Source organism: Rhodococcus sp. OAS809 (assembly GCF_040546695.1).
Classification (GTDB): domain Bacteria; phylum Actinomycetota; class Actinomycetes; order Mycobacteriales; family Mycobacteriaceae; genus Rhodococcus_F; species Rhodococcus_F qingshengii.
On sequence record NZ_JBEPOI010000002.1, the window covers coordinates 1,118,125 to 1,133,591 of the forward strand.

Here is a 15,467-nt window from a genome sequence, read left to right on the forward strand (position 1 = left end):
CGTGTTCCGGCAACGGATTCCCCTACTGAACCAGGGCGTTGATAATGCGGGCAGCTTCGGCCGGGTAGATAGGGCGGTCGGACCCACCACTCAATACCCAGTGGACTGGACTACCTTCGTCTAGGACTCGGAGTTGCACGTCGAGCGGAAACGCATCGATGTCAGCCGAGTCGACTCCAAAGACATGGACAATCTCATGCCCAGGTCGCCCCTCGAACTCGAAGATGTTCTCTACGACCTCGAGCAACTCGACGCTTCCCAACGTGACGCCGAGTTCCTCCGCGAACTCGCGCCGCAGCGCTGCCTCGGCCGTCTCACCGAACTCGATACCGCCACCGATCAATCGATGAAAGTTCTCCCCCGTGACAGAGTCCGTGCCGTCGAGTATGAGTATGTGACCGGAACGGACAGGTATCCCCAGTGAGATGTTACGAATTGACGACATACGACACAGTTTAGGTGGCCAACTCGAACACCATTTTGAATCCGACGACGGCGAATATCACCAAAAGTGATGGGGTGGGCGCAAATACGACTTGGACTTGCCGAGACTACCGATGACAGACTCGAACACCATTCCCGGACAAAAGAACCCATTGAGGAACCGATGAACGACGCAAGTACCTGGACCGCACGACTCGCCGCACTCGACCTGACCCTCCCGCCTGTTGCCACCCCCGCAGGCTCATACCTCCCCGCCGTTCAGACGGGGTCATACGTCTACACGTCGGGGCAATTGCCGCTCGTCGACGGCACTACGACGTGCATCGGCAAGTTGGGCGAGGGCGTCTCCGTCGAAGACGCCGCCCAGGCGGCGCGGTTGTGCACTCTCAACGGACTCGCGGCAGTCGATGCCTTGGTCGGTCTCGACCGCATCGTTCGGGTCGTCAAGGTCGTTGGATTTGTTGCTTCGGGATCCGGATTCTCGCAGCAACCCCAGGTGATCAACGGTGCGTCCGACCTGCTGGCCAAGATCTTCGGTACCGCTGGACAACATGCCCGCTCTGCGATCGGCGTCGCCGAACTACCCCGAAACAGTGCCGTCGAGGTCGAGTTCGTGTTCGAGGTATCGGACAGCATCTGATCGGTCTGCCACACACCGAAGGGGCGGCGGTTGCCAACGCAACCGCCGCCCCTTCGTCTGTGAGGACTTTCAGGCACTGAGCCCGGTCGTCGAACCTGCTGTCACCAACCGCGCTCTGCGAGGCGGTGTCCGACCGGCAGGTCGTCGACGTTGATGCCGACCATTGCCTCGCCGAGTCCGCGCGAGACCTTGGCGAGCACGTCCGGGTCGTCGTAGAACGTGGTGGCCTTGACGATTGCCTCGGCGCGCTGCTTCGGGTTGCCGGACTTGAAGATGCCCGATCCGACGAACACGCCCTCGGCGCCGAGCTGCATCATCATCGCAGCGTCTGCCGGGGTGGCGATGCCGCCGGCGGTGAACATGGTGACAGGCAGCTTGCCGGCCTTGGCGACCTCGACGACCAGTTCGTACGGGGCCTGCAGTTCCTTGGCGGCTACGTACAGTTCGTCCTCGCTCAGCGAGGTCAACCGGCGGATCTCGCCGCGGATGGTGCGCATGTGGGTGGTGGCGTTGGAGACGTCGCCGGTGCCTGCTTCACCCTTCGAGCGGATCATGGCCGCGCCTTCGTTGATGCGACGGAGCGCTTCGCCGAGGTTGGTGGCGCCACAGACGAAGGGAGCGGTGAACTTCCACTTGTCGATGTGGTTGGCGTAGTCGGCCGGGGTCAGGACCTCGGACTCGTCGATGTAGTCGACGCCGAGGCTCTGCAGGATCTGCGCTTCGACGAAGTGACCGATGCGTGCCTTCGCCATGACGGGGATGCTGACGGTGGAGATGATGCTGTCGATCATGTCCGGGTCACTCATGCGCGAGACGCCGCCCTGTGCGCGAATGTCTGCGGGGACCCGCTCGAGTGCCATGACGGCGACGGCGCCGGCGTCTTCGGCGATCTTGGCCTGCTCAGCGGTGACCACGTCCATGATCACACCGCCCTTGAGCATTTCAGCCATGCCGCGCTTGACGCGGGCGGTGCCGATGGCGGTGGTGGGGGCAGAGTCGGGGGTGCTCACAGCAAACTCCTGCAGTAGTGTGACGAAAGAAACAAGGCACGGCGAACACACGAGTTCATTCGCGCGGAGGCCTCTGGCCAGAACTCTAGGACGAACCGGCCTTCGATTCCGTATCCAATTTGCCATTGCTGGCCTTAAACTGCCCGCGAGCACTGAACGACCGAACGATCAGCGGATGGAACGCACTTCCGGATCCTCGGAACCGTCCGCGATCGTCGCCGCTTCCACCAGGAGGTTTGCCAGATCCAACGGGTAGACCGGCTCACCGGACTTGGCCAATTGGCGGATCTCGTCGGCGCTGCACCAGCGATGGCCGGTGATGGCACGCTGCTCCAATTCCGTGTGGCCTTGGAAGACCGGCTCGAAGCCGTGAGTGCGCGTAGCGAAGAACAGCTCTTCCGAACGGATCAGCTCACCGTCGAACGGGAAGATCGCCACCCGACGCCAGAGCGGACCTCGCAGATTCTCCGGAGCCACGACGAATCCGGTCTCCTCCTCGATCTCACGAACGGCAGCCGCCCGCAGGTGTTCGCCGCGTTCGAGCCCGCCGCCGACGGTGAACCAGAAGTAAGTGTTCGGGATCTTGGGATCGTGCCCGCGCAACAGCAGCACCCGATCGTCCTCGTCCAGCATCACCACGCGAGCAGAGGTCCGTGACGTATCCACGGTGATGCCCTCGGGCACCGCCGCCGCGGTCGTGCGCTCGGAGATCTCGAAATACTGAGGCAGCGGTGCCGTTCCCCCGAGATGTAGCCAGCGAACAAGTCGACGCGTACGCAACGCGAGAGTGTCTCGCACCGCGTCGTTGTGGAACCGCCGGGCGATCAGCACGCGCGCCTCGGCATCGGCCAGTTCGGCGACCAGTTGAGGTCGCAGCGACGTCGTGCCGTAGGCAGCAAGAGCATTGGACAGCCGGTTCTCGGCAAGCTCGCGATCCTGACGATCCGCACGTTCGGCGGCGTCCGCCAAGGTGACGAATCTGCGGGCGTCGTCGGCGCTCATGTCCACAGCCGCCGCGCGGACAACCGCGGCACGACGGGACAGAGCCGCATCGAGCGCCAACCACGACTGATCCGAACGCACATGCAGTCGATCGAGTCGGTTCGCCGTCCCGTACGCCCACAGTCCGACGACCAGGACGACGGCAGCGACGAGCCCGAGAATGAAGATCGTCAGAGCGGAGAAGGTCATGAACCCACCACGCGTACGCCGGTGCCGCCAACCGTGACGGTCTCGTAGACACGCAGGATCTGTTCGGCCACCACCGGCCAGTCGTATTCGGCAACAACACTTGTCGCGGTGTTGACCAGCGCGCGTCGTCGATCCGGGTCACCGAGAACGGAATCGATTGCCTCTGCCAAGGCATCGGAGTTCCCGATGGGGACCAGCAAGCCGGCCTGACCGTCGCGAAGAACACGGCGAAAAGCGTCCAACTCACTGGCCACGACGGCAGTGCCAGCCGCCATGGCCTCGACCAGCACGATCCCGAAGCTCTCACCGCCGAGATTGGGCGCGCAGTAGACGTCCGCACTGCGAAGCGCCGACGCTTTCTCCTCGTCACTGACCTGCCCGAGCAGGCGGAGATGCTTGAAGTACTTGCCCGCCTCTTTGCGGAGTTTCTCCTCGTCGCCGCGTCCGACCACGATCACCTCGAGATCCGGGTGACGCTCGACCAACTCCGGCAGTGCACCGAGGAGGACGGCCATCCCCTTGCGCGGTTCGTCGTAGCGCCCGAGGAACAGAATGGTTCCACCCTCGCGCGGATAGCCGGGCAACATGTCGGCCTCGGCAAACGCTGCGACATCGACGCCGTTGGGAATTTCGACCGCGTCGGATCCGAGGGACTCGACCTGCCAACGACGCGCCAACTCCGAGACTGCGATCCGGCCACTGATCTTCTCGAGATACGGAGCCAAGACACCCTGAAAAGTGCTCAGCACCAACGACTTCGTGGTCGACGTGTGGAAGGTGGCGACGATCGGGCCTTCCGCGATACGCAACGCGAGCATGGACAGACTCGGCGCATTGGGTTCGTGGATATGTAGAACGTCGAAGTCACCTTCCGCGATGAACTTGCGGAGGCGGTTGTTCGCCGTCGGGCCGAAAGACAACCGTGCAACAGAACCGTTGTAGGGAATCGCGACGGCTTTACCTGCGGAAACCACAAAATCCGGCAACTCGTCGTCATCGGACGACGGCGCAAGCACACTCACTTTGTGACCACGTTCGATCAGCACCTCTGCCAGATCCACCACGTGCGCCTGCACACCACCGGGGACGTCGAAGGAGTACGGGCAGATCATGCCGATCTTCATTCACCCTCCATGCGGGCGAGCCGCGATTCGGAGAGGTCGGAGCGCCACAGCGGCTGAAGCATGTGCCAGTCAGCGGGGTGCGCTGCGATGTTGACCGCGAAACGGTCGGCAAGTGCCTGCGTGGCCGGGCCGACTCCGCCGGATACGTCGATCGGCGGGTCGATCTTGAAACCCCAACCGTCGGGAGTGAACCAGCAGTGGACCGGAAGTAGCGGCGCGCCGGTGTCGATCGCGAGCTTCGCCGGGCCGGCGGGCATGCGAGTGGGTTCTCCGAAGAAGGTGACGGGCACACCCTTCTTCGCCAGATCGCGCTCCCCCAGCAAGCACACGATCTTGTTCTCGCGCAGATGCTTGGACAGTTCGACGAACGGAGGATGCTCCCCGCCGCTGAGCGGAAAGATCTCGAAACCGAGACTCTCGCGGTATTCGACAAACCGTTCGTACAGGGATTCGGGCTTGAGCCGCTCGGCAACGGAGGTCAACCCACCCCATTGCTGAACACACCACACGCCGGCCATGTCCCAATTACCGCTGTGGGGCAGCGCCAATACCGCGCCATGACCTGCTGCCATTGCTTTTTCCAGATGTTCCTGGCCCTCGACCAGCGCATGCAACGCCTTACCTGTCGCGACCAGGTCCATCGACGGTAGACGGAATGCCTCACGCCAGTACCGGGCGTACGAGCGCATAGAATCCTTGATCAACTGATCCGGAACTTCCTCCGGCGTCGTGCCCAGAACTCTCGCGAGGTTCTTCCTGAGTTGTTCGGGTCCGCCCTTGCGTACCGCGAAATCCGCTCCGGCGTCGAACAGCTTGACCGCCACCGATTCCGGCAGGCTTCGCACCAGACGCCAACCCGCGGCGTATCCCAGGTCGCTTGCACGCTCGGCAAAGCTCATTTCTCTGCCTCGCCGTCCGTGTCCGGCGCACCTTCGACCGTCGATGCGGCCGGGGCGATCGGCAGAAGTTCCCGAGCGCCAGGGGAATTGCGCACCGCGAGCACTCGCTGGAAGACCGTCACGATGCTTCCGGCGGCAAGTACCCACATCGCGATGTGGATTGCCCACGGAAGACCCATACCCGTCAGGCCGGATCCGACCAACACGATGATCAGTCGGTCCGGGCGCTCGATCCACCCGCCGTCCGCAGTCAGCCCGCTCGCCTCCGCACGCGCCTTCGCGTACGAGATGACCTGCGAGGTGACGAGGCAGATGAGCGTCGCGACGAGCAGCCACTTGCTGTTCTCGTGGTAGACCGCCCACCAGGCCAGGCCGGCAAAAATCGCGCCGTCGGCTACGCGGTCGCAGGTCGCGTCCAGTACGGCCCCGTACCGCGTTCCGCCGCCGCGAGCACGAGCCATTGCGCCGTCGAGCATGTCGAACATGACGAAGAACCAGATGAACATGGTTCCCCAGAACAGATGTCCGGACGGAAACAGCGTCACCGCACCGGCGACGCTTGCCACCGTGCCGATCACCGTCACCGAGTCCGGCGTCAGACCGGTCTTGACCAGCGCCTTCCCCATAGGTGCCGTCACCTTGGACACCGATGCGCGCCCGAAGAAGCTCAACACCGCAGGAACCCTCCCCGTCGTGAGTTCCGGTTCGGAACTCGTTGCAGCAATGCATCCTGCCATGAAGCCGGATGCGTCAACCTATTGTTGCCAGGCACCGGCGAGTAGTCCCCTGGTCTCCCGCAGCAATTGCGGCATCACCTTTACCCCACCGAGCACGGTGATGAAGTTGGCGTCGCCGCCCCAACGTGGCACTACGTGTTGGTGAAGGTGCTCGGACAGCGAACCGCCCGCAGCGGCACCGAGATTCAGGCCGACGTTGAATCCGTGAGGATTCGACACGCTCTTGATCACCCGCAACGCCTGCTGGGTGAACGCCATCAACTCGGCGCTCTCCTCCGGCGTCAGGTCTTCGAGTGCCGCAACCTTGCGGTACGGAACCACCATCAGGTGCCCCGGGTTGTACGGATACAGGTTCAGAACCGCATAGACATGCTCACCGCGGGCAACGATGAGCCCTTCTTCGTCCGACATCTTCGGAATGTCGATGAACGGTTCACCTGTCGTGCCCGGGGTGTTGGGCGCCTCGGTGATGTACGACATCCGATGCGGCGACCAAATGCGCTGCAAATGGTCAGGGTCACCGACGCCGTGGTCGATCAGCGAACCCGGACCGTCGTCACCGGGGGCGCTCACTGCGCCACGCTTGGCTGCACCAGTTCGGCTGTCGGCGAGGCGTTCTCGCGGCGGCCGATCCACTCGGTGATGATCCGGACGGCGTCGTCGACGGGAATGCCGTTAATCTGGGTGCCGTCGCGGAAACGGAAGCTGACCGCGCCGGCCTCCACGTCACGCTCGCCCGCGAGGAGCATGAACGGGACCTTTTGCGTGGTGTGGTTACGGATCTTCTTCTGCATACGGTCGTCACTGAAGTCGACCTCGGCGCGAACACCGGCTGCCTTGAGCTTCTTCGTGACGTCGAACAGGTGATCGGCGAAGGCCTCGGCCACCGGGATTCCGACGACCTGCACCGGCGCCAGCCACGCCGGGAACGCGCCCGCGTAGTGCTCGGTCAGGACACCGAAGAACCGCTCGATCGAGCCGAACAGCGCGCGGTGGATCATGACCGGACGAGTCTTGACGCCGTCGTTGCCGGTGTATTCGAGCTCGAACCGCTCGGGCAGGTTGAAGTCGAGCTGGATGGTCGACATCTGCCAGGTGCGGCCGAGTGCGTCCTTGACCTGAACGGAGATCTTGGGACCGTAGAACGCGGCTCCGCCCGGATCCGGCACCAGAGTCAGGCCGGAAGCTTCGCCGACCTCGGCGAGCGTTGCGGTCGCCTCTTCCCAGACGTCGTCGCTACCGACGAACTTGTCCGGGTTCTTGGTGGACAGTTCGAGGTAGAAGTCGTCGAGGCCGTAGTCCTTGAGCAGGTTCAGAACGAACTGCAGGGTGGTGGTCAGCTCGTCGCGCATCTGCTCACGGGTGCAGTAGATGTGAGCGTCGTCCTGGGTCATGCCGCGCACGCGGGTCAGGCCGTGGATGACGCCGGACTTCTCGTAGCGGTAGACCGAGCCGAATTCGAAGAGCCGCAACGGCAATTCACGGTACGAGCGTCCGCGAGCACGGAAGATCAGGTTGTGCATCGGGCAGTTCATCGGCTTGAGGTAGTAGTCCTGGCCCGGCTTGCGCACGGTGCCGTCCTCGTTCAGTTCCTCGTCGACGTGCATCGCCGGGAACATGCCGTCGCGGTACCAGTCGAGGTGACCGGAAACCTCGTACAGATGCCCCTTGGTGATGTGCGGAGTGTTGACGAACTCGTAGCCCGCCTCGATGTGGCGGCTGCGCGAGTAGTTCTCCATCTCGGTGCGGATGATGCCGCCCTTGGGATGGAACACCGGCAGACCCGAACCGAGCTCGTCGGGGAAGCTGAAGAGGTCCAGTTCGGTACCGAGCTTGCGGTGATCACGACGCTCGGCCTCGGCGAGCAGTTCGAGGTATTCGTCCTGAGCCTCGGTGGACTCCCACGCGGTGCCGTAGACACGCTGAAGATCGGCGTTGTCCTGGTTGCCACGCCAGTAGGCGGCGGAGCTTCGGGTCAACTTGAAGGCCGGGATGTGCTTGGTGGTCGGAATGTGCGGGCCGCGGCACAGATCGGACCAGATCTTGTCGCCGGTACGAGGATCGAGATTGTCGTAGATGGTCAGCTCGTTGCCGCCCACCTCCATGATCTCGGGATCGTCGATACCGGACTTGTCGTCGATCAATTCGAGCTTGAAGGGCTCGTCGGCCAACTCGACCCGAGCGTCCTCGATCGAATCGACGACTCGACGCGAAAAGCGCTGTGATCCCTTGATGATCTGCTTCATACGCTTTTCGAGCTTGGCCAGATCCTCCGGAGTGAACGGGCGGTCCACCGCGAAGTCGTAGTAGAAGCCGTCCTTGATCGGCGGACCGATGCCGAGCTTCGCGTCGGGGAATTCTTTCTGAACCGCCTGCGCGAGGACGTGGGCCGCGGAGTGCCGGATGACGCTGCGGCCGTCCTCGGTGGATGCTGCCACCGGCTCGACGTCGACATCGACCTCAGGTGTCCACGACAGATCCTTGAGCGTTCCCTCGCCATCGCGGACAACGACGATCACGTCGGGCCCCTTCGTGGGGTATCCGGCTTCGCGCACTGCAGTCCCGGCGGTCGTCCCCGCGGGCACCCGAAGTGGGGCGGCTGAGTGCTCTGGCGCGGGACTGGTCACGGCGATGTGCTCCTAAAGGTATTGCGACAAGTTAGACAGGCGTCGTACCCACTGCGAGCACGCGCACGATCATGTTATCGGCCCTACCGACATGGTGAGACAACCGAGTGAAGGAAACCGGGCCGCGTTCAACTCACAGCGGCGACTCGAGCCACGAGTAGTCCAGGCCCACCCATGTCCCGATCAGGCCGAAAGTGCCGAGCACCCACAAAGTCGCCAGGACGATCACTGTGGTGAACAGAACGCCCAACCCTTTGACGAACAGCGACTGCTTGCCGAACCATTCCATGAACCGGTCGTATCGAGCCTTCGCGAAATGAAGGAGTCGATGTGCCCACGCGAACTCCGACGCCAGGATGCCGAGGCCGGCGAAAACGATGAGCCAACCGGGCCCGGGGTACGGAATAGCCACGATGCCGGCGGCGAACACGATCGTGCCCACGACTCCGACGCCGATGCGGTACGCAAGATTGAGGGTGGGCCGCGCGGCGATTCCCGCGCGCCACCGCTCCCAGCGGGACTCTGCGTCCTGGAAGACGGACAGGTCTGAATCGTCGACGGAAGAATCGACCTTTTCGGTACTCAAAGCAGTCACCTTTTCGGTCGCGAAATGTCTCTTCGACCAGGCTACCGAAATCGTCGCCCGGCGACCTGCGACGACGGTCTGCATGCCGAAATAACCGTGCCCTCGAACAGCTGTGCCCTCGACCAGCTGTGCTCTCAAACGACTGAAGGCGTCCCCGATGATCGGGAACGCCTTCAGTGTTTTTCTGTGGTCCCGGCTGGGATCGAACCAGCGACCTTCCGCGTGTGAAGCGGACGCTCTCCCACTGAGCCACGGGACCGTAAGTCATCCGAACGCATGCGCTCGAACGAGTTGGAACATTAACACGGCTGCGCGATGAATACGAATCACCAGGTTGGCATTCGTTTTGCTCCAGGCGACCCCGAAATCTACGAATTCGAGCTGATTTCAGACCGTATTCATCGCCAAGACGGACAGTTGCAACGCGCGCAACGGGCCGATTCGACTCCGAACACGCCACTGAGCTGGTGATTTGTGTGTATCCGACACGGTCGGCTAATGTTTCCAACGCACCGAGGAGAGCGAGCAGCTCCCCAAGCAACACGGTGCGATGCGGACGTGGCGCAGCTGGTAGCGCACAACCTTGCCAAGGTTGGGGTCGCGGGTTCGAATCCCGTCGTCCGCTCGAGAGGTGTGACTCAACCTTTTACGGTGGAGTGGCCGAGTGGTGAGGCAACGGCCTGCAAAGCCGTGCACACGGGTTCGATTCCCGTCTCCACCTCGCGCGATTAGCTCAGCGGGAGAGCGCTTCCCTGACACGGAAGAGGTCACTGGTTCAATCCCAGTATCGCGCACCACGTCAGGCCCTAGGGCCTGATGGTCAAGACCTGCTTGCAGGTCTGATAAGTTAGAAAAGTACTGAGTTCCGGTAACGGAGTTCATTGCTCATGCGGACGTGGCGCAGCTGGTAGCGCACAACCTTGCCAAGGTTGGGGTCGCGGGTTCGAATCCCGTCGTCCGCTCCATTTTTCTCCAGAACCCGCGCGATTAGCTCAGCGGGAGAGCGCTTCCCTGACACGGAAGAGGTCACTGGTTCAATCCCAGTATCGCGCACCATTTGAGAATGCAAGAAGCCGGAACCTCAGGGTTCCGGCTTTTTGCGTTCGAGCGCCGAACACACGGGCCGCAGTACTGACGCAAGCCCCCTCGGGCATCCACGTCAGTACTGCGGTTGATGTAGCTGATCAGATTGTTGTAACTGCTCAGTGAGAGAAGCGGTTCGCTGCCGAAGTCATCGCGTGCAGCGAGGACTCCGTCGACGACTCCGCAATACCCATCGCCCAGCTCCGACGGCCGTCGCACTCGGTGAAGATGAACGTCGCAGTGCGGTGGCCGATCTGGTGCTGATGGAAAGACAGGATCTCGAGCGAGATTCCCGCGTCGTGCAGCATCGACGTCATGGCCGAGATCGCGCCGGTCGAGGTGGCGGACGCTTTCTGGATACGCTCCCCCAGACCGAGAGTCGCTTCGAAGGCCCAACGACCCGGCGCAATCTTCTCGGAGGACCACGCACCCAGACGGATCGGGCCGCTCATAGCCGCATACGTGGACTCGAACTCGGTCCACGACATCGCTGAGCATTCGGCACGCAAGCCGGCGGGCAGAGATTTGCCGTGACGCGCCGCGAAGGGATCAGCAGCAGAAGAAGAATCAGAAGCGAAAGCGAAGTTGTAAGTCATGATCGTGGTCTTCCTGGAATGAAGTGGAGGACCAACTGGTAGCAAGACGACCCGCAGCGAGGGGTCGGTCCGATTCAGACCCCGCTACGGCGGCTTACTACGAGAATTCGCTTCATGAGAGACGAGGGTAGGCGGCCCGGTTCGAGAATGCAACCCAGACCGACTCCGCACAGGTCAGACCTGAGCCGCTTTGTGCTCGGCGATGAGGGCGCGATACCACTCGAACGAGGTCTTCGGAGTGCGCTTCTGGGTGTCGAAATCGACGTGCACCAGGCCGAATCGCTCTTTGTATCCCGCAGCCCATTCGAAGTTGTCGAGAAGTGACCACACAAAATAACCGCGGACGTCGACACCGTCGTCCATTGCCGATCGGAGGGCGCGAAGGTGCGCATCGTGGTAGTCGATTCGTGCTTCGTCGTCGACGACGCCTGCGGCATCCGGGGCGTCGTGGAATGAACATCCGCTTTCGGTGATGTAGATCGGCGGCAGTGCGTCACCGAAGCGGGCGTGGAACGTCCGCAAGATCTCGCCCAGCCCCTCGGGAACGATCGGCCAACCGAAATCGGTTGTGGGATAACCGGTAATCGCGACAGGGGCAAAGGGCAGGCCCGGAGGCAGGTCGACTTCGAGCACACCTTCGGTCCCCTGGCCTTCCACCGGAGCAGCAATCATCGTCGGCTCGTAGTAGTTGATCCCGTACCAGTCGAGCGGCGCCCCGATGATTTTCAAGTCCTCGTCGACAGGACCGCTGAGCAGCTGAGCGAATTCGTCGGCCGGGTACTTCCCGACCAGAACCGGGTCGGCGAACATCCAATTGACGACGTGGTCGTAGATGTCGGCAGCCATCACGTCTTCCGGCGAATCCGAAGCGGCACGCACCGGAGCATGGTTCGAGGCGATTCCGATGTTCGTGCATCCGGTTGCCCGAAGCGCTTCGACAGCGAGGCCATGCCCGAGCAGCTGGTGATGTGCGGCTTGGAAAGCCTCGAACCCCAAGGCCAGTCCGGGGGCGTGAACTCCGAGGGCATGCCCGTAAAGCGTGTGCACAACTGGTTCGTTGAGCGGCATCCACATTCCGACCCGATCCGACAGCCGCTCGCCGACGACCTGCGCATACTCCCCCAGCCGATACGAGGTGTCGCGGTTCATCCAGCCGCCCTGCTCCTGCAAGGCAAGGGGCAGATCCCAGTGAAAGAGCGTGACAGCGGCAGTAATTCCCGCCGAACACAGTCGGTCGATCAGGCGGTCGTAGAAGTCGAGCCCCTTCGCATTCACTGCCCCCGATCCGGTGGGCAGAATGCGCGACCACGACAGAGACAGCCGATAAGCGTCGAGCCCGAGCTGATTCATCAGCTCGATGTCCGACTCCCAGCGGTGATAATGATCGGCAGCGACCGTCCCGGTGTCGCCCCCGACGACAACACCGGGACGGTCACAGAACTCGTCCCAGATCGACGGTCCGCGACCGTCTTCGGCCACAGCTCCTTCGATTTGATAGGCCGCAGTGGCGGTTCCCCAGACGAAGGAAGTCGGAAATTCTGGTGTCGGCTGCCGAGTCATGTCGGTCAGTTAATCAAAGAACCGTGCAAAACACGCAGCTTTGTTGGACACTCGACCAGTATCAAGATCCAGTACCGTTCGGCCTAACCGAACGAACGAGACAAAGGCCCTGCTTGATGACGGATAACACCCGCACCCTGACGAGGGCTCGGATCGCGACTTCGGTGGCCTTCGGACTTCAAGGATTTCTGCTCGCCGCCATTCTGACGCAGCTGCCGCAGTACAAGGACTTGTTCGAGCTGAGCGAGACACTGGTTGTGGTTGCGGTTGTCACCGTGTCCGTCATCGCCGGACTCGGCAGCGTGCTCGCCGAGATGCTGGCCGTGAGAACGTCGAGCAAGATGACCCTGCGAACTGGGCTCGCCGTCATCGCAGTCTTCGGCGGGGCAACCGGAATTGCGCCCAACGCAGCGATGTTCTTCGTCTTCCTGGCGATCTACGGCATCGGACTCGGCATGGTCGACGCGGCCGCCAACATGCAGGCAGTCTCGATCCAACACGCCAAGGGCCGCTTCATCCTCTCCTCGTTCCATGCTTCCTGGAGCGTCGGAGCGATTGTCGGCGCCCTGTTCATCTCTGCTACCGCAGGCCTCGACATTTCGATCCGCGTCACGCAGGTGATCGCGGGAGTTGTTGTCGGACTGATGCTTCTGGCCTTCGGCCCGCAACTGCTCGATCGGTCCGAGTCTCCGGTTGCCGAGGAAAACATCACGAGCACCGCAAAATTCGCGGTACCCACCCGCGCCTTCGTCCTCCTCGGCGTCGCGATGGCATTGTTCTACGCGGTCGACTTCAGCGTCGGAAACTGGTCGACTCTGTACGTCAAGGACGAACTGCTCGCCGACGCCGGGACCGCTGCCCTTTCCGTGGCGGCGTATCAGATCGCGGCACTTGTCGCACGACTGACCGGGGACTACTGGGTCGGGAAATTCGGTGAGACCACCGTCGTGCGGATCGGCTCTCTCATCGGCGTAGTCGGTATGACAGTTGTCGTCCTCGCGCAATCTCCCGCCGTTGCCATCGCCGGGTTCCTCATCGTCGGGCTCGGGGTACCGGTGATCGCTCCGATCTGCTTCAGCGCTGCCGGCAGGATGGCTCCCCCGGATCAGGTCGATGCGGTGATCGCACGCATCAACCTCTTCAACTACGTCGGCACAGTCGTCGGCGGCGGCATCGTCGGCGCGGTCGCCGCCTTCAGTGACCTTCGAATCGGGTTCCTGATTCCGCTGGCGTTCTGCGCGATCTTGATAGTTCTTGCTCCCGCGTTCGCACCGAAACGAGCCACAACTCCGGTCGCCGAGAACGCCGCTTGAGCATTGCGCCCGAGGAAAGTGGTGTACTTGATCGACCGAATTGTGTGCGCGAGAGGCAGAAACTGACGTGACGATCACCGTTGACCGGGCCGGGATCTGGGATTCCGAAGCAATCGCCGACGTGGCAGCGGTGACATTTCCACTGGCGTGTCCGCCCGACGCGTCGGACGACGACATCAGTGCCTTCATCGACAACGTTCTCTCCGTCGACAAGTTCTCCGAGTACCTGACCGATCCGACGCGAACCGTTCTCAAGGTCATTCGCGACGGTTCGATCGTCGGCTACGCGATGCTTGTCGACGACGAGCCCTCCGACCCGGACGTCAAAGCTGCTGTGACACTTCGCCCGACAACGGAACTGAGCAAGTTGTACGTGCTTCCGGGTAACCACGGAACCGGCGCGGCAGCATCCTTGATGGACGCGGTTGTCGACCACGCACGACGCAGCGGAAGTGCCGGGATCTGGCTGGGCGTCAATCAGGAGAACCTGCGCGCCCAGAAGTTCTACGCAAAGCACGGTTTCACCCAGGTCGGCACGAAGACTTTCCTCGTGGGCGCACAACTCCACCACGATTTCGTGATGGAGCGCCCCGTCAGCTGACAGGCGTGCAGACTAGCCGGCCGCGACCTCGAAACGAGAAAGTGCGAGCAGGCGCGAGGTCGCGCGCAAGTACTTCTTCTTGTACCCACCGGCGAGCATCTCGGGAGTGAAGATCTCGTCGAGGCGTGCGCCGGAAACGGTGACCGGGATGCTCGCGTCGTACAGGCGGTCGGCGAGAACCACGATGCGCAGTGCAACGGACTGATCCGTTGCCGGGTGGACACCGTCGATGAACACGGCCTTCACACCCTCGACCAGCTTGTTGTACCGCGACGGGTGCAGGGTGCTGAGGTGCTTGCACAGCTCGTCGAAGTTGTCGAGCGTGGCGCCGTCGATGGCGTCGGCCCGAGAGACCAACTCCTCCGAGGAGATGGGCTCGGGTGCGGGCGGGAGATCGCGGTGACGGTAGTCGGGGCCGTCGACGCGAATCGTCTCGAAGATCGAGCCGAGCTTCTTGATCTCGCGCAGGAAGTCCTGGGCGGCGAAGCGACCCTCCCCGAGCTGGCCGGGAAGCGTGTTCGACGTCGCGACGATGGACACGCCTCGCGCGGAAAGCTCCGAAAGGAGGCGGGATACGAGCATGGTGTCGCCCGGATCGTCGAGCTCGAACTCGTCGATGCAGAGAACGCTGTGGTCGGCGAGCGCTTCGACCGCCTTGTTGAAGCCGAGAGCGCCGACGACGTGCGTCAGCTCGACGAAGGTTCCGAAAGCCTTCGGCGACGGAACGCTGTGGAAGATCGACGCCAGCAAGTGAGTCTTACCGACACCGAACCCGCCGTCGAGGTACAGGCCGGCGCCGGTCGCCTGGGTCTTCTTGCCGAACAGTCCGCGGCGTCCACCACTACGGATCTTGGTGACGCGCTTGGAGAATTCCTCGGCCTTGGCGACAGCAGCTGCCTGGCTCGGTTCCTTCGGATCAGGAATGTAGGACGCAAAACTCACCTCGTCGAACATTGCGGGAGGCACCATTTGAGCTACCAGTTGATCGGCGGGTACCACCGGGCTGCGATCGACAAGACGTTCATGCATCCGTCAAGGGTATCTACGTGATGTGAT

At 62.5% G+C, this 15,467-nt stretch carries 15 protein-coding genes and 6 tRNA genes; 8 read left to right on the forward strand and 13 right to left on the reverse strand.

Going from position 1 to position 15,467, the window contains the following annotated elements:
- Positions 1 to 22 precede the first annotated feature (22 nt).
- Positions 23 to 445 carry an NUDIX domain-containing protein gene (locus ABIE52_RS08075; protein ID WP_030536863.1) on the reverse strand — a complete coding sequence of 141 codons (423 nt, stop codon included), beginning with the start codon at positions 443 to 445 and terminating at the stop codon, positions 23 to 25.
- Between the two features lie 162 nt (positions 446 to 607).
- Here ABIE52_RS08075 and ABIE52_RS08080 point away from each other — a divergent pair, with 162 nt between their 5' ends.
- Complete coding sequence (locus ABIE52_RS08080; RefSeq protein ID WP_030536864.1) at positions 608 to 1,084, forward strand: RidA family protein; 477 nt, start codon at positions 608 to 610, stop codon at positions 1,082 to 1,084.
- Between the two features lie 101 nt (positions 1,085 to 1,185).
- Here the strand turns inward: ABIE52_RS08080 and pdxS are convergent, their stop codons facing one another.
- The 9 genes from pdxS to ABIE52_RS08125 form a co-directional block, all read right to left on the reverse strand.
- Positions 1,186 to 2,094, reverse strand: a complete 909-nt coding sequence (gene pdxS / locus ABIE52_RS08085; protein ID WP_003943338.1) for a pyridoxal 5'-phosphate synthase lyase subunit PdxS — start codon at positions 2,092 to 2,094, stop codon at positions 1,186 to 1,188.
- Positions 2,095 to 2,262: 168 nt separating this feature from the next.
- Positions 2,263 to 3,285 carry an NUDIX hydrolase gene (locus ABIE52_RS08090; protein ID WP_192712464.1) on the reverse strand — a complete coding sequence of 341 codons (1,023 nt, stop codon included), beginning with the start codon at positions 3,283 to 3,285 and terminating at the stop codon, positions 2,263 to 2,265.
- Positions 3,282 to 4,409 carry a glycosyltransferase family 4 protein gene (locus tag ABIE52_RS08095; RefSeq protein WP_054188503.1) on the reverse strand — a complete coding sequence of 376 codons (1,128 nt, stop codon included), beginning with the start codon at positions 4,407 to 4,409 and terminating at the stop codon, positions 3,282 to 3,284. The genes ABIE52_RS08090 and ABIE52_RS08095 overlap by 4 nt, the downstream gene beginning before the upstream one ends.
- Positions 4,406 to 5,308 carry a phosphatidylinositol mannoside acyltransferase gene (locus ABIE52_RS08100; protein ID WP_192712465.1) on the reverse strand — a complete coding sequence of 301 codons (903 nt, stop codon included), beginning with the start codon at positions 5,306 to 5,308 and terminating at the stop codon, positions 4,406 to 4,408. Before ABIE52_RS08100 ends, ABIE52_RS08095 begins: the two co-directional genes overlap by 4 nt.
- Complete coding sequence (gene pgsA / locus ABIE52_RS08105; protein WP_007732918.1) at positions 5,305 to 5,982, reverse strand: phosphatidylinositol phosphate synthase; 678 nt, start codon at positions 5,980 to 5,982, stop codon at positions 5,305 to 5,307. The genes ABIE52_RS08100 and pgsA overlap by 4 nt, the downstream gene beginning before the upstream one ends.
- Positions 5,983 to 6,063: 81 nt before the next feature.
- On the reverse strand, positions 6,064 to 6,618 hold the full coding sequence (locus tag ABIE52_RS08110; protein WP_003943307.1) for an ATP adenylyltransferase: 555 nt from the start codon (positions 6,616 to 6,618) through the stop codon (positions 6,064 to 6,066).
- The gene (thrS, locus tag ABIE52_RS08115; RefSeq protein ID WP_007732914.1) at positions 6,615 to 8,672 is read right to left on the reverse strand and encodes a threonine--tRNA ligase; all 2,058 of its coding nucleotides are present in this window, start codon (positions 8,670 to 8,672) and stop codon (positions 6,615 to 6,617) included. The genes ABIE52_RS08110 and thrS overlap by 4 nt, the downstream gene beginning before the upstream one ends.
- 133 nt (positions 8,673 to 8,805) lie before the next feature.
- A complete protein-coding gene (locus ABIE52_RS08120; protein WP_030536868.1) occupies positions 8,806 to 9,258 on the reverse strand; it encodes a TIGR02611 family protein in 453 nt (150 codons plus the stop codon).
- A gap of 187 nt (positions 9,259 to 9,445) precedes the next feature.
- Positions 9,446 to 9,517, reverse strand: a tRNA-Val gene (locus ABIE52_RS08125).
- 293 nt (positions 9,518 to 9,810) lie between these two features.
- Here ABIE52_RS08125 and ABIE52_RS08130 point away from each other — a divergent pair.
- From ABIE52_RS08130 to ABIE52_RS08150, 5 genes are all read left to right on the forward strand, one after another.
- A tRNA-Gly gene (locus tag ABIE52_RS08130) sits at positions 9,811 to 9,883 on the forward strand.
- A 25-nt stretch (positions 9,884 to 9,908) separates the two neighbouring features.
- Positions 9,909 to 9,979: transfer RNA gene (locus tag ABIE52_RS08135), tRNA-Cys, on the forward strand.
- Between the two features lies 1 nt (position 9,980).
- Positions 9,981 to 10,055, forward strand: a tRNA-Val gene (locus tag ABIE52_RS08140).
- Positions 10,056 to 10,147: 92 nt separating this feature from the next.
- A tRNA-Gly gene (locus tag ABIE52_RS08145) sits at positions 10,148 to 10,223 on the forward strand.
- A gap of 16 nt (positions 10,224 to 10,239) precedes the next feature.
- Positions 10,240 to 10,314, forward strand: a tRNA-Val gene (locus ABIE52_RS08150).
- A 146-nt stretch (positions 10,315 to 10,460) separates the two neighbouring features.
- On the opposite strand, the gene ABIE52_RS08155 is transcribed toward ABIE52_RS08150, so the two are convergent.
- Positions 10,461 to 10,937 (reverse strand): alpha-isopropylmalate synthase regulatory domain-containing protein, encoded by a 477-nt coding sequence (locus ABIE52_RS08155; protein WP_192712466.1) that lies wholly within the window; start codon positions 10,935 to 10,937, stop codon positions 10,461 to 10,463.
- A 174-nt stretch (positions 10,938 to 11,111) separates the two neighbouring features.
- Entirely contained in the window at positions 11,112 to 12,497 is a 1,386-nt protein-coding gene (locus ABIE52_RS08160; RefSeq protein ID WP_003942640.1) for a GH1 family beta-glucosidase, read from the reverse strand.
- Positions 12,498 to 12,613: 116 nt separating this feature from the next.
- Here ABIE52_RS08160 and ABIE52_RS08165 point away from each other — a divergent pair, with 116 nt between their 5' ends.
- Positions 12,614 to 13,810: an MFS transporter gene (locus ABIE52_RS08165; RefSeq protein ID WP_063316494.1), complete on the forward strand. Its 1,197-nt coding sequence runs from the start codon at positions 12,614 to 12,616 to the stop codon at positions 13,808 to 13,810.
- Positions 13,811 to 13,877: 67 nt separating this feature from the next.
- Entirely contained in the window at positions 13,878 to 14,411 is a 534-nt protein-coding gene (locus ABIE52_RS08170; protein ID WP_007732909.1) for a GNAT family N-acetyltransferase, read from the forward strand.
- A 12-nt stretch (positions 14,412 to 14,423) separates the two neighbouring features.
- Here ABIE52_RS08170 and zapE read toward each other — a convergent pair whose 3' ends face one another.
- A complete protein-coding gene (gene zapE, locus ABIE52_RS08175) occupies positions 14,424 to 15,440 on the reverse strand; it encodes a cell division protein ZapE (protein WP_003942629.1) in 1,017 nt (338 codons plus the stop codon).
- Between the last annotated feature and the right edge of the window lie 27 nt (positions 15,441 to 15,467).